Source organism: Nonomuraea sp. NPDC049607, assembly GCF_040675375.1.
In the GTDB taxonomy this organism is placed as follows: domain Bacteria; phylum Actinomycetota; class Actinomycetes; order Streptosporangiales; family Streptosporangiaceae; genus Nonomuraea.
On record NZ_JBFAOV010000015.1, the window covers coordinates 162,494 to 175,330 of the forward strand.

13 protein-coding genes are annotated in these 12,837 nt (G+C 70.9%); 10 read left to right on the forward strand and 3 right to left on the reverse strand.

What is annotated here, in order from left to right; genetic code table 11:
* The first annotated feature begins 1 nt into the window (after nt 1).
* Nucleotides 2–445, forward strand: a complete 444-nt coding sequence (locus AB0J97_RS27915; RefSeq protein ID WP_364093561.1) for a hypothetical protein — start codon at nt 2–4, stop codon at nt 443–445.
* A gap of 79 nt (nt 446–524) precedes the next feature.
* Here the strand turns inward: AB0J97_RS27915 and AB0J97_RS27920 are convergent, their stop codons facing one another.
* The gene (locus AB0J97_RS27920; RefSeq protein ID WP_357703507.1) at nt 525–1,010 is read right to left on the reverse strand and encodes a hypothetical protein; all 486 of its coding nucleotides are present in this window, start codon (nt 1,008–1,010) and stop codon (nt 525–527) included.
* A 425-nt stretch (nt 1,011–1,435) separates the two neighbouring features.
* Between AB0J97_RS27920 and AB0J97_RS27925 the strand changes: the two genes are divergently transcribed.
* The 7 genes from AB0J97_RS27925 to AB0J97_RS27955 all read left to right on the forward strand — a co-directional run bounded on the left by AB0J97_RS27925 (nt 1,436) and on the right by AB0J97_RS27955 (nt 8,271).
* Entirely contained in the window at nt 1,436–2,059 is a 624-nt protein-coding gene (locus tag AB0J97_RS27925) for a response regulator transcription factor (RefSeq protein ID WP_357703505.1), read from the forward strand.
* Nucleotides 2,056–3,114, forward strand: a complete 1,059-nt coding sequence (locus AB0J97_RS27930; protein ID WP_364093565.1) for a hypothetical protein — start codon at nt 2,056–2,058, stop codon at nt 3,112–3,114. The genes AB0J97_RS27925 and AB0J97_RS27930 overlap by 4 nt, the downstream gene beginning before the upstream one ends.
* Nucleotides 3,111–4,241 carry an ATP-binding protein gene (locus AB0J97_RS27935; protein ID WP_364093568.1) on the forward strand — a complete coding sequence of 377 codons (1,131 nt, stop codon included), beginning with the start codon at nt 3,111–3,113 and terminating at the stop codon, nt 4,239–4,241. The genes AB0J97_RS27930 and AB0J97_RS27935 overlap by 4 nt, the downstream gene beginning before the upstream one ends.
* A gap of 60 nt (nt 4,242–4,301) precedes the next feature.
* Nucleotides 4,302–4,634: a hypothetical protein gene (locus tag AB0J97_RS27940; RefSeq protein ID WP_364093571.1), complete on the forward strand. Its 333-nt coding sequence runs from the start codon at nt 4,302–4,304 to the stop codon at nt 4,632–4,634.
* Nucleotides 4,635–4,765: 131 nt separating this feature from the next.
* Nucleotides 4,766–5,683 (forward strand): hypothetical protein, encoded by a 918-nt coding sequence (locus AB0J97_RS27945; protein WP_364093575.1) that lies wholly within the window; start codon nt 4,766–4,768, stop codon nt 5,681–5,683.
* Nucleotides 5,684–5,728: 45 nt separating this feature from the next.
* Nucleotides 5,729–6,631, forward strand: a complete 903-nt coding sequence (locus AB0J97_RS27950; protein ID WP_364093578.1) for a hypothetical protein — start codon at nt 5,729–5,731, stop codon at nt 6,629–6,631.
* Between the two features lie 2 nt (nt 6,632–6,633).
* Nucleotides 6,634–8,271 carry a hypothetical protein gene (locus AB0J97_RS27955; protein WP_364093581.1) on the forward strand — a complete coding sequence of 546 codons (1,638 nt, stop codon included), beginning with the start codon at nt 6,634–6,636 and terminating at the stop codon, nt 8,269–8,271.
* Nucleotides 8,272–8,355: 84 nt separating this feature from the next.
* Here the strand turns inward: AB0J97_RS27955 and AB0J97_RS27960 are convergent, their stop codons facing one another.
* Nucleotides 8,356–9,450: a HAMP domain-containing sensor histidine kinase gene (locus AB0J97_RS27960; protein WP_364093584.1), complete on the reverse strand. Its 1,095-nt coding sequence runs from the start codon at nt 9,448–9,450 to the stop codon at nt 8,356–8,358.
* Nucleotides 9,447–10,109, reverse strand: coding sequence for a response regulator transcription factor (locus AB0J97_RS27965; RefSeq protein ID WP_364093587.1), 663 nt, complete (start codon nt 10,107–10,109; stop codon nt 9,447–9,449). The genes AB0J97_RS27960 and AB0J97_RS27965 overlap by 4 nt, the downstream gene beginning before the upstream one ends.
* A 139-nt stretch (nt 10,110–10,248) precedes the next feature.
* Between AB0J97_RS27965 and AB0J97_RS27970 the strand changes: the two genes are divergently transcribed.
* Both AB0J97_RS27970 and AB0J97_RS27975 read left to right on the forward strand, forming a co-directional pair.
* Nucleotides 10,249–11,808: a hypothetical protein gene (locus tag AB0J97_RS27970; RefSeq protein WP_364093590.1), complete on the forward strand. Its 1,560-nt coding sequence runs from the start codon at nt 10,249–10,251 to the stop codon at nt 11,806–11,808.
* Nucleotides 11,809–12,090: 282 nt separating this feature from the next.
* Nucleotides 12,091–12,756, forward strand: a complete 666-nt coding sequence (locus tag AB0J97_RS27975; protein WP_364093593.1) for an FCD domain-containing protein — start codon at nt 12,091–12,093, stop codon at nt 12,754–12,756.
* The last annotated feature ends 81 nt before the right edge of the window (nt 12,757–12,837 follow it).

The following is a 12,837-nucleotide window of genomic DNA, read 5'->3' on the forward strand; positions in this document are numbered from 1 at the left end:
CATGTTCGACGACAAAACGCAGGAGACCCTGCGGCGCCTGCTGGACCTCGCCGAACACCCTTCCACCCCGGACGCCGAACGGGCGCTGGCGTTCACGCGGGTCCGCGCCCTGGTCGCCATGCCGGCCGACGACACCCGCCGCAGGGCGCCCGTGGCCGGAATGGACGCCCAACTGCTCGGCAAGCTCAAGCCCCTGCTCCGGCACGTGGACGAGGACCTGGTCGACGACGTGCACGGCGACCTGCACTCCTTCGGCATCCGCTACCGGGTGGTCTCGGAGGTGGCCGGGGAGCTGGCCCACATTCTCGACCTGCGCTCCCGCCTCGCCCCCGACAAGCGGCACCGGCACGACGACGGCGTACGCCAGACGGCCGCCCGGCTGACCTTCCTCCTGGAGCGCTCCGACGGGTTCCGCACCTCCCGCTGGCGCACCAAACGAGGCTGACCGGCCTCCGCCCCCCCACGAGCCACGTTCGGGGAGCGGAGGGCCTCAGCGTCGCGCCCTCGGCGACGGTCTCAGGAGGTCAGAGGCTGTTGGTACGGTCGCCGCAGTGCGGGTCCTTGCCGCTGCGGTCGAAGACGAAGTTGAAGTCGACGTGCACCTTGTCGCTCCGCTTGACCCTGAGGTTGGGGACCGACCTCCCGCCGCTGCCGGGCGACACGTTGTCCCCGGACGTGTACGACCAGATCGTCTTGTCCGGCAGTCCACGCCGCTCCAGCCGGATCCGCAGCCGGACGTTGTTCTTGTTCCGCAGGCCGGGACCGCCGAGGAACCAGTTGATCCGGTTGAAGTAGTCGTACTTGCCCTGGGTGTAGTAGTAGGCCTTGATGTTCCCCCAGTTGCTCTTCGCGGCCTGGCAGCCGCCGGCCAGGGAGGCCGCGGCGCTCGCGGTGACGCTGGAGACGCGCGCGGTTCCGACCCGCTCCGACGCCTGCGCGGTCGTGCTCACCATGCCCATGGAGAGCGCTGTCACGGCTACGGCGGTGGTGAGCTTCATGATCGGTTTCATGTCCTGCTTCCTCCGGTCGAGATCTTCCGTTCGAGCTGGTGAGAGGAAGGTAGGACGGCGGCTGTTGACGTCCTGTTGAGGATCTGTGAGGAACGGCGAAGACAGGTTCCACACAGGTCGGGGGCTCGGGTCCCGTGCCAGGCGAAGTCCGAGTTCTTCTTCCCGCGGCCGCCCGCAAATCCAGCGCATGGCGGCAGTCCCGTGCCTCCCGGGGCCGGTTCAACGGCCGCACAATCTTCGAGCAGCACGGGCTCTTCGGCCGCCTGACCAGGATGGGAGGTCCCGCAGATGACAACGTCCCCCGCCCTGCCGGCGTCGAGAATGAAGTGCCACGAAAACGGAGATGAGGAGGTGCCGATTTCTTGATCGCGATGTCCGGTGGGTAAAGAATGAATTGATATGACCACCCCTATGAAGGCAGGGCAGTGATCAAGCTCGCTGTCGTGGACGATCACCCATTCATGCTTGAAGGCATCACCCGCTTCTTCGAGCAGTCGTCGCAGGTCACCGTCGTGGCGAGCACCGCGGACCCGGCCAAGGTGCCCCATGAGGCGGATGTCCTGCTGCTGGATCTCTATCTGCAGAACGGCAGGCCATCGGTACCGGTCATCGCCGACTGGTCGGCCAGGTCCAGAGTTCTGGTGATGTCGGTCTCGGGCGAGCAGGCCGACGTGGTGGCGGCCATCCAAGCGGGGGCCAGCGGCTATCTGACCAAGAGTTCCGAACCCGCCGAGTTCCACGCCGCCGTGGTGTCGGTGGCCTCAGGGGGGTTCGTGCTCGGCAGCGGGCTGGCCGGCATCCTGCACGGCCAGCTCGCCACTCCCTCCTCGCTGCTGGCGGGCAGGCCGGCGTTGTCGCCGCGGGAAGCCGAAGTGCTGGCTCATCTGGCCAAGGGGCGGACCCGCAGGCAGACCGCCAGCAGAATGGGCGTGGCGGAGTCGACCGTCGACACGTTGATCAAGCGCATCAGGGTCAAGCTGGGGCTGGGGGCGATGGCGGACCTCGTTCGCGCGGCGGACGAACTCGGCCTGCGTCCTCCGGGGGAATGAGCGGCGCGGCCGGCCTCGCCGGTGGCGTGGCGGCCGCCGAACGCTGGCTGCTCGTGGCGTTCACGGTCGTCAGGACCACGTCGGCGGTCATCGTCGTGGCCATGGCGTTGAGCGGCGAGTCCCGCCACTGGCTGATGGCGGTCGCGCTGGCCGAGAGCGCGGTGGTGACCGGGCTGTCGTGGCGGGCGGGCAGGCTGCCGCCGGGCTGGGCCGTGCTGGCCGACGGGCTGTTCCTCGCCGCGATGACGCTGGCCGTGCTGACAGGCAGCGCCCGGCCGCACGCGTGGGACAACTGGCCGTTCGACTACGCGGTGCCGTACGTCATCGGGATCGGATTGGGCGGCGGCGGATGGCGCGTCTCCCTGCCCGCGCTGGCGCCGATGCTGGCCGCGGTCACCGCGGCCGCGCCGATGACCGGCAATCCTCTTCCGGACGCCTCCTTCGACCTGGCCACGCTCACCGTCAACACGATGGTGGGGGTTCTCGTGGCGCGAGCCGTACGCAGAAGGGGAGCGGAGGTGGACGCGGCGCGCCAGGAGGCGATGACCGCGGAGGCCGCGGCCGCGATCGTGAGGGAGCGGGCCGCGCACGCCCGCGTCATCCATGACCAGGTGCTCCAGACCTTGGAACTGCTCGGTCACCAGGGACGGGTCGCGGGGCCGGAGTTGCGGGATCAGGTCAGGGCCGAGGCGGGGCGGCTCAGAACGCTCATCGGCTCAGGCGGGCGAGGTACGGCTGGGGACGGTGGAATGGGCGCGGTCGCGGACCATGCCCGCCGCCTCGGTCTCACTGCCGAGCTGACATCGCCGGACGGGCCGGCGGTGCCGGAGGAGATCGCCACCGCGGTCCGCGAATACGTCACCAGGCTGGCCGCGGCGGAGCGGGTCCCGGGCAAAGTCGTGATCTTCGCTGAGGTCGTGGACGCAGGCCCGCTGGTCACGATCACCCACCCGGGGCCGCCCGCCCAGGAGGGGGCACATCCCGGGGTCGAAACCGAGGTGATCTTCACACCGGGCGAGGGCAGCGACATCGAGTTCCGGGTGGCCCGGCCATGAGGCCGTACGCGCTCGGCAGGAAGGGCACCGAGCACTCGCTGATGCTGGCCCTCGTCGCCCTGCGGGCGGGGTACGGCGTGCAACTGGTGGCGGCGGCCGTCAGCGGCCGTCTCGACGGGTTCCCTCTCTTCCTCGCCGCCGCCGTTGTGGAGGCGACGGCGCTCGTGGTGTGGGTCGCCCGCCGTCGTGCCCTCTCACCGGGGTGGATCTTCGTCGCGGACGCGGTCTTCGTCGCGGTCACGGCCGTGTTCTGCAGTCCCGCCACCGGTCAGTGGTGGACCTACCCCTACGCCTATGTGGTCGTCGTCGGCGCGGGTCTCGCCCTGGCTTCCGCTCCGCTCCTCGTTGGCTCGATCACGCCGCTGACGGTGGCGGTCTCGGCAGGCGTGCCGCAGCCCGAGCGCCCCGCCGTGGCGGTCGGCCTGCCCGTCATCGCCGTGATGTCGTGGTACGTGGCCAGGACCCTGCGGAACTACTCCGACGAGGTGGACGCCGCCCGGGAGAAGGCGGTCGAGGCGGCGGCGGACCTGGCCGCGCAGCAAGAGCGCGCCGCCCACGCCGAGCTGATCAGCGAACGGGTGCTGCGGCTGTTCGACCGGCTGACGGGGGAGCATCAGGTCGCCGATCCGCAACTGCGTGGACACGTCGCCGACCAGGCCGTTTGGCTGCGTCGATACCTGGAGGGGGAAGACGGTCCCTCGACCGTGCGCGAATCCCTGACGGCGGTGATCACGCGTGCGCGGGCACTCGGCCTGGAGGTGGTCTCCGACCTCGCTGACAGCCCGCCGTTGCCTGCCGGCAGCGTCGCCGCGATGGCTGGAGCTGTTCAGGAGGCCCTGGCCAACGTGGTCAAGCACGCCGGCACCAGGCACGCCCAGGTGACCGCGCGACTGTTGGGTGGACGGCTCGTGGTACGGGTGGCCGACGACGGGTGTGGCTTCACCCGCGGGCAGGGGCCAGGTTTCGGTCTCGGGCAGTCGATCGAGGGCCGGATCGAGAGCGCGGGCGGAACGGTGATCATCGACTCCGCACCGGGGCGGGGCGTCACTGTGGAGATCGTCCTTCCTCTGTCCCCCGAAATGGGGACAGGGGCCGGGACAGACGCGAGTGGTGCCGTACGTCCATGATCTGGATGTGAGTACGGCACCACGGGAAGCAGGGGCCTGCTGGACGTCGGGAGGCGCCTCGTGAACCGGATGGAAGAGACCTTCGAACGGGCGCTGGAGCTGTACACGCGATCGGAGCACGAGTTCGCCGGCGGACACCTCAGGCTCGCCCTGGACACGACGACCGAGGCGATCGTGCTGCTCCGCGGCCTGACGCCGGAGCAACCACGCCTGCTGGCCCGCGCGCTGCACGGGGCCGCCCGCTACCTGCTGGCCCTGGACCGGGCGGCCGAGGCCCTGCCCCTGGCCCGCGAGGCGGTCGAGCTGGCCGCCTCCGTCGGCGCGGAGCAGCTCCGTCTGGCCTGCGCGGCCACCCTGGCCGCCTGCCACCGGGCCATGGACGACGTTCGCTAGACCGGCTCGGCGGCACCACACGTGCGGCGGATCGTGTCCCCCTCTGTCCCTGTATTTCACGACTGTCGGGCCAGGTGGCCGGGTGCGATAAATGGTCCACGACGACCACCCACCCCCCTCCGGGAGAGAACATGTTCTGGAAACGAAGCACCGTTCTGCTGGCGCTCCTCCCGCTCGCCACCGCCCTGGCCGGCCAGTCCGCGGCCGACGCCGCCGTCGTGACCGGCGTCGTCCGCGCCGTGCCCGACGTGGGCCTGCGGTCGGAACCGCGCGTCGATTCGAAGGTGCCCGCACGGATCCCGACCGGTCACCGGGGCACGGTCAGTTGCTACGTGCGCGGCAGCCAGAGCATCAGCGGGTGGGGCGGTACCAACCCGTACTGGAACTACACCGAGATCGACGGCAGGACCGGGTACATTCCCGACGTCTGGCTCGACACCGGCGGCGACATCACCACCCAGGTGCCCGAGTGCGGCAGCCGGCGTACCAGGGAACCGGACGACGCCCGCGAGGGCAGGAAGGGCACGCCCGACGCCGAGGAGCCGCTCAAGACGGGGCAGGCCTGCGTCTTCCTCGCGCCGAAGCGCCCGGCGGTCGGCCCGGTGACGCTGGGCCATGTCGGCTGGGGATTCCAGGTCGGCCGGGACGAGTACGTCTACGGCGCCACGGAGAACCCCACGGCCCAGTGGAAGATCGACCCGGGCAAGGACAACGGAGCCTGGCGGGGCTCGGGCAACCTCACCACGATGCGGGAGGCGTTCCGCAAGGCCGAGGGATACAGCCAGTACAAATGCGCCGAGGTATCCGCGTGGAAGGAGTCAGCCGCCAGAGCGGCCGTCTCCGCCGCGGAGAACGGCGGTTATCTCATCCTCGCCAACAACTGCATGGACCACACCTACAAGATCCTCACGGCCTACGGCGCCGCCCTTCCCAACCCGGGCCCGAGGGAGAAGCGGACCTATACCAACCTGGTCCATGACGCGAACGTGCCGAGCTGGATCCCCCGGCTCTGGTTCGCCTCGATTCCCTGGGACCAGAAGTCCTTGTGACCCTGGGTGCCCTCCCCCCGATTCCGGCCACGGACAGGATGTCGGATGAAATCCCGTGATGATCGTCCAGAGCGTCATGACGACCAGGCGAACGCGGCACGAGAGGCTGACGCCGGAACGCCGGCCGGCCCGAAATGGGGCAAGAAGTTCGCATGGCTGGCGACGGGGTGCACCGCGATCGCGCTCGCGGTGAGCGGAGGCTGGTCCACGACGCTGTTCGGCGTGGTTGCCGACGCGGGTGCGGCCGGCGACCACGTGAACGACGCCCTCGGACGCCCGGCCCTCGGCGTGACCGTCATCGAGTTGCGCGGGCAGCTGCCCACCATGGCGCTCGGGACGAGCCCGCGCGGGGCCGACAGGAGCGTCCTCCTCGGCGGACAGACCGAGGAGGGACAACTGCTCGGCCTGGTGCGGCGGCACGAGGGCGCCGTGGTGGGCAAGGCCGTGGTGCGGGTGGAGCTGACCGGCGGGCGCAAGGCGGTACGAATCGTCGGCGCCCGCCCGATCGTCAAGCGCGTCGGCAAGCCGCTGACTGCCGTCCTCCTCGCCTGCGAGACGCAAGGGGAGGAGGACACGGTCGAGATGGTGGCGCGTCTCGATCCGTTGTCACCGGCCTTCCTGGGCGCGCCGCCGAGCAGCCGCCCGTACTTCGAGACCAGGACCATCTCGCTGAAGCGGGACGAACAGCAGACGCTCGACATGACGGTGATCCCAGGACGCGGCGTCTACGACTTCACCATCCTGATCGACTACGCGTACGACGGCAGGACGGAGACCAGGGAGGTCTTCGACGCCGACGGCAGGCCGTTCCGGGTGACGAGCGCCGTCACGCCCGGGACGTACGGCACGGTGTACGTCCCGGCAGGAGGCTCGCGAGGCTACCGCGCCCTGCGCGCGCCTGAGGTCGCAGCCCGGTTCGCGCGGGGCGCCAGGGGGCCGGGATGCTGAGCGTGCGGCGTCTCCTGCCGGTGATGGCGCTGGTCGCGGCGGCGGCCATCGCCGTCGCGGCGAACTTGTCACCGCTTTCCGCCTGGTGGGCGACGCCGCCGACGCCGCCCCTGCCCACCCGGATCAGCCAGACGTGGTCGTTCGCCTCGCCCAGGCTCGCCGGTGGCCTGCCCGCGCGTCTCGCGGCGGTCGTGGGCACCGAGGTGATCCTGCCGAGCGGGCCGACCCCGTCGCTGTCCGGAGACCTGGAGGCGCACGATGTGGCCACCGGGCGGACCCGGTTCTGGCGTCAGGACTTTCCCCTCGACGACGACCTGTCGGTGATGGCCGGCTCCGTCCTCGTCCAGGCGGGGAACCGGTCGGGCCCCGGCGTCGTGACCGGATTCGGCGTGGGCCGGGACCGGAACCTGTGGACACGGGTGCTGCCGGTGCACGCGGACGCCCTGGTGGTCGCCGGCGGCAAGGCGGTCCTGACGTGGGGTTCGACCATTCAGGCGCTGCTGCCGGACAGCGGGCGGACGGCATGGGAGAAGCCACTGGACTGCGCCCCCACCGGTCTTGAGTCATGGGGACGGTACGCCGTCCTGGACGAGCAATGCGGGGTCGAGCCCGGCTACAGGCGTCTGGTCCTCGACGCGCGCGACGGCACGCAGGTGCTGGAGGAACGCGTCGGTGAGGGGAAGACGACCGCGTTGCGCGGGGCGCTGGGGGAGCTGGTCGTACGGGAGTCCTCCGGCGGGCTGGAACTCGTCGGAGCCGGTGGCGTCGTTCGGCACCGCGTCCCCGGCCCCGGCCTCACGGTGGATCAGGTGATCTGGCGTCCGGAGGGCGGCCTGGTCATCGTGGCGGCCGAGGACGGCCGGTCGCTGACGGCCTATGACGGAACGGCGAAGCCGCTCTGGAGGCAACCCGGCGTGGCGGGATTCGACATCGACGACGAGGACTCCGTGGTGAGCCCGGATCACCGATTCGCCTATTCGCTCCTGAACCCGAACACCGACGACGTCGTGACGTTCCTCGACGTCCGCTCGCTGGCGGACGGGCGACGCGCGATCTTTCCACTCCCGGTCCATCGACAGGGTGCCACGATTCTCGGCGTCTCGGGCGACTCCGTGGTCGTCAGAGCGGTCGGCGCGGACGGGCCCGCGGTGACCGTTCACCGCCTGGAGGGGGCGGACCGCGAGGAGAAGGCGGTCCAGGTGTACGGAACGCGCTTCGACGCCTGGCCGGACCCGTGCACGCTGCTCCCGGAGAACACGCTGCCCGGTGGCGGCAGGCCGTACGACCGCCGGCCGGCGGCCCGGTTCTCCGCCCCACACGCCACCTGCACGCTGATCCCGCACGACGAACACGAGCATGTCGTCCGGATCGGCGTCGCCTGGCTGTCGTCCACGCCTTCGTTCGCCGACCGGATCCTGGCCGCCGTGCGCGCGTCCGACGAGCAGTACGGTCCCCTCATGCGCCGCCCGCCGGACCTCGGGAAGGGCGCGTACCTGCGGCCCGACGTGAACGTGCACAACCAGCGGGATCAGGCCCTCGTGGCGGCGGGCGGGCTCGTCGTCGTCCTGCGGGTCGAGGACGACGAGCAGGCGACCATGAAGTACGCGAAGATCCTGGCCGCGCGCCTGCGCAACGAATGAGGCCGGCGTCTGATCGCGCCCGAGCACAGGTCCTTGCATCGTCCCGAACCCTCATGAGCCGGTGCAGCAGTCGGCGAGAGGTCTTCACTGCGTGAAGTGCACGGTGATGGACAAGCCGCCTTCGGGGCGTGCGCGAACGGCAAGGCGGGCGCGGTGGGCCTGCGTGACGGCGTTCACGATGGCGAGGCCGAGGCCGTAGCCGTCGCTGAGGCCGCGACGATCGGGCGCCAGCTTCTGGAAGGGCTGGAAGAGGCGCTGGAGGTCGCCTTCGGGGATGACCGGCCCGCTGTTGGTGACCGTCAGGGCCACCTGCGTGCCGGAGGTCTGGGTGGTGATCTGTATCTGCCCGTCCGGGTGGTTGTGACGGATGGCGTTGTCGATGAGGTTGGCGACGAGGCTCTCGACCAGTCCCGGGTCCCCGGCCGTCACCGCGGGCGTCAGGTGTTCGGCGAGGTCGATGCCTTGTTCCGTGGCTTGACGGCGGCGGGAGGCGAGCACTCCCTCGACGATGTGGGCCAGGTCGAGGGTGACCCGGCGGGCGACGCCGCGCTCGCTGGTGGCCAGGGCGAGCAGTGCCTGCACGAGCCGCTCCTGGTGCTCGCCGAGAGCGAGGGCCTCCTGGCAGGCCGAGCGCAGGGTGCCGGTGTCGGCATCGGGGTCGGCGAGGACGACTTCGAGCAGGGTGCGCAGGCCGGCGAGAGGGGTGCGCAGCTCGTGGGAGGCGTTGGCGACGAAGTGGCGTTGGGCGTCGAAGGAGGACTGAAGGCGGGCGAACAGGTCGTCGAGGGTGTGGCCGAGTTCGGTCAGCTCGTCGATGGGCTCGCCGAGGTCGAGGCGCCGGTCGAGGCTTCCGGTCGAGATGATCTCGGCGGTCGCGGTGATGGCGCGCAGCGGGCGCAGGAACCGGCCGGACACGAACCAGCCGAGCGCCAGGGCGACGGGAACCAGAAGGACCAGAGCGACGGCGGATCCCGTGAGGAGCTGGGTCAGGCTGATCCCGGGCCCGGTCCCGGTGATCGCACTCGATGAGGGGCGCCCTACGGGTGTCGCCGCATCGATGCCGGCGAGCGGGACGGCGACGAGGACGAGCACGAAGACCCCGGCGGCGTAGAAGCCCGCCGCGTAGGCGAGTGCCAGCCGCGTCTGAAGGGATCTTCTGGCGCGCCGCTGCGAGGTCATGACGGCCCGATGCGGTAGCCGCCTGCACGGACGGTCTCGATCACGGGCGGATCGCCGAGTTTGGCGCGCAGCCGGTGCATGGTGTGCTTGACGGCGCTGGTGAAGGGGTCGGCGGCCTCGTCCCAGACGCGTTCGAGCAGCTCCTCGGCCGAGATGACCAGGCCGGGCACGGCGAGCAGGCATTCGAGCAGGGCGAACTCCCTGGGGCTCAGCTCAAGGCGCCGCCCGGCCCGTGACGCGACACGGCGGGCCGGATCCAGGGTGATGTCCCCGCACGACAGGGTCGGCGGCAGCGGCGGGGTGGCGCGGCGGGCCAGGGCACGGACGCGGGCGACCAGTTCGGCGAACGCGAACGGCTTGGGCAGATAGTCATCGGCGCCGAGGCTGAGCCCGTCGACGCGGTCCTCGATCGTGCCGGAGGCGGTGAGCATCAGCACGCGGGTCGTGCCGCGGCTGTGGGCGAGTCGCCGGCAGATCTCGTCGCCGTGGACGCCGGGCAGGTCGCGGTCGAGGATCACCACGTCGTAGCGGGTGGCGGCCAGGCGGTCGAGGGCGGCGGTTCCGTCCAGGACGACGTCGACGGCCATGCCCTCGCGGCGCAGCCCGGTTCCGAGGGAGCGGGCGAGGACCTCGAAGTCCTCGACGACGAGGACCCTCATCGGCGCTCACCGCAGGTCGTCGTGCGGGCGGGGCCGCCGGGTCGGGGTGCCATGGGCCAACGATGCCAGACGCCCGGTCGCAGCCGGGTCGCGGCGGCCGCGACCCGGCTGGAACCGGGGGCCGCGTACAACCGTCGGCATGAGTTCGTTCTCGCCTCACCGATCCGGCCCGCCGTCCGGGCGCTTCCTCCAGATGTCGCGCGCGGAGTGGGTCAGGTTCCGCTCCGCCCGGGGCAGGGTGCTCGCCGTGGCGGCCTTCGTGCTGGTCACCGTGTCGCTCGGACTGCTGATCGCCGGGGGCGCCCACAGTGCCTGCGTGACCGGGACGGGCGAGGGCCCCTGCCCCCCGCCCTTGGTGGGACCCGACGGCACGGCGGTGAGGGACAAGTACTACTACGTGCACCAGCCGCTCAAGGGGAACGGCACCATCACCGCCCGCGTGTCGGACATGACCGGGCAGATCCGGCTGCCGGACGCGGTACCCGGGGTGCGCAACGTCAAGGAGGGGGTGGTGCCGTGGGCCAAGGCCGGCCTCCTGGTCAGGCAGAGCCTCAAGCAGGGGTCACCGTATGCCGCCGTCATGCTCACCGGGGAGCACGGCGTGCGGATGCAGTACGACTACGTCCACGACGTGCCCGGCGGTCCGCACAACGGTCCGCAGTGGCTGCGGCTGACCAGGTCGGGCGACACCATCACCGGCTACGAGTCGGACGACGGCAAGACGTGGACGGAGATCGGCGCGGCCGAGTTGACCGGGTTGCCGGAGACGGTCGAGATCGGGCCGTTCGCCACCTCGCCAGGCGCCTTGTGGGACATGGCGCAGGCCTTCGCCCAGACCACCGCGACCTTCGACCGGATCGAGCTGCGGGGCGCGAACGGTTCGTGGCGCCACGACGACGTCGGCGTCGTCCTGGAGTCCGACGGCAGGACCCCCCATCACCCGGGCGGGGTCGTCGAGTCCGGCGACAAGCTCATCGTGACCGGGAGCGGTGACATCGGGCCCGCCACGGTCGAGGGCGGTCTGCGCGCCGACCTCATGCTGATCGGCGGGGCCGTGGGACTGATCCCGCTGCTCGTGGCGGCGGTCACGTTCGTCACGGCGGAACACCGTCGCCGACCGACCAGGCCCGGCCCACCGGCCGAGCCGCATCAGGGTGAGCCGCGTCGGGGTGAGCCGCATCCGGCGCGGCTGCTGGCGGCCAGGGCCGCGGTGGTCGGCGTGGTCGCGTTCGTGGCGGGGCTGGTGAGCTCGGGGGTCGTGGTCCCGGCCGGTCTGGCGATGTTGCGTGCGAATCGGAACCCGGTCCAGCCGATCACGCCGGGCACCGAACTGCGGATGATCGTCGGCTACGCGGCGCTGACGGCGGCCGCCGCCGTGCTGGCTCTGGGCCTGGCCGCGCTGGTCAAGCGGGCCGTCGTCGCCGTCGGGCTGGCCGTCGTGCCGGTCGTCGTGCCGTACCTGCTGGCGACCGCGGGTCTGGCGCCGTGGCTCCTGATGATCACCCCTGCCGCCGGCTTCGCGATCACGCAGAGCGTCCCTACGTTCGCGCATGTGGACGTGGGCCCGTCACTGCTGGCCGGCTATTACCCGCTCCCACCCTGGGCGGGCTTGGCCGTGGCCTGCGGATACGCCGCCTTCATCCTCGGGTCGGCGATGGCCGCCTCCCGCACGGGTGAACCCACCGCCCGTGCCGATTAACCCGATGTTTGCGTACGTCCCACACTGAGGGATCCGCCTAAATGCGGACAAAAGCGCCCGCGGGACGGCGCGACTCTCGTTGCGAACCCGTTAAAGATGGGCTTATTGACACCGTCTCGCTGCTGAGCATACGGTGCTGCTACCCGCAAACATCGGGTCAATTTGACGAAGATCTCGCGACGTAGGTAACAACTCGATGATCACTCGCGGCGACGTCCCCGACGATCCGCCAAGATGGGAGGCGCGCAGGAGAGGAGCCCAGTGACGCTCACGGACGATGCCGTGGACAGGATCCGTCAGATGATCATCACCGGCGAGCTGCAGCCTGGTGACCGTCTGCCGGCTGAGAAGGAGCTGGCCGCCCGGCTCGGCCTGTCGAGGAACTCGCTGCGGGAGGCGGTTCGCGCGCTCACCATGATGCGCGTGCTGCACACCCGCCGCGGCGACGGCACGTACGTGACCAGCCTGGACCCTGAGCTGCTGCTCGGCACCATGAGCATGGTCGTCGACCTGCACCAGGACAGTACGATCCGGCACTTCCTGGAGGTGCGCCGGCTGCTGGAGCCGGAGGTCACCGCCATGGCGGCCCTGCACATCGACAGGGACGCGCTCGGCGAGCTGGCCGCGCTCCAGGCCGAGGCCACCGAACTCGTCGCCGCCCATCCGGCCGACCGCGCGCGACTGCGCGAGAACGGCCAGTCCTTCCACGGGGTCATCGCCCGCGCGTCGGGCAACCCCGTCCTGGCCACCATCGTCGAGACCATGTCGGGCAAGACCCTCCGGCCCCACGCCTGGTGCGGGATGACCGGCGAGTCCGACCTGCACCTGACCCTCACCGAACATCAGGCGATCTACGAGGCCCTGACCGCCGGTGACAGCTACCGTGCCCGCATCAGGGCGGCCGCGCACATCGCCGGCATCGAGGACGCCATTCTCACCGCTCACTGACCGTCCTCCCTCCGTCCTCCCTTTCCCTGCCACGCCGTGGCGGAAGCCTGCCCGAAAACACCCCCCGTCGAAAGGACGATG

Coding starts and splice junctions, on each gene's coding strand:
- AB0J97_RS27915 (WP_364093561.1), top strand. CDS start 2: ATGTTCGACGACAAAACGCAGGAGACCCTGCGGCGCCTGCTGGACCTC.
- AB0J97_RS27920 (WP_357703507.1), bottom strand. CDS start 1,010: ATGAAACCGATCATGAAGCTCACCACCGCCGTAGCCGTGACAGCGCTC.
- AB0J97_RS27930 (WP_364093565.1), top strand. CDS start 2,056: ATGAGCGGCGCGGCCGGCCTCGCCGGTGGCGTGGCGGCCGCCGAACGC.
- AB0J97_RS27935 (WP_364093568.1), top strand. CDS start 3,111: ATGAGGCCGTACGCGCTCGGCAGGAAGGGCACCGAGCACTCGCTGATG.
- AB0J97_RS27945 (WP_364093575.1), top strand. CDS start 4,766: ATGTTCTGGAAACGAAGCACCGTTCTGCTGGCGCTCCTCCCGCTCGCC.
- AB0J97_RS27950 (WP_364093578.1), top strand. CDS start 5,729: ATGAAATCCCGTGATGATCGTCCAGAGCGTCATGACGACCAGGCGAAC.
- AB0J97_RS27960 (WP_364093584.1), bottom strand. CDS start 9,450: ATGACCTCGCAGCGGCGCGCCAGAAGATCCCTTCAGACGCGGCTGGCA.
- AB0J97_RS27965 (WP_364093587.1), bottom strand. CDS start 10,109: ATGAGGGTCCTCGTCGTCGAGGACTTCGAGGTCCTCGCCCGCTCCCTC.
- AB0J97_RS27970 (WP_364093590.1), top strand. CDS start 10,249: ATGAGTTCGTTCTCGCCTCACCGATCCGGCCCGCCGTCCGGGCGCTTC.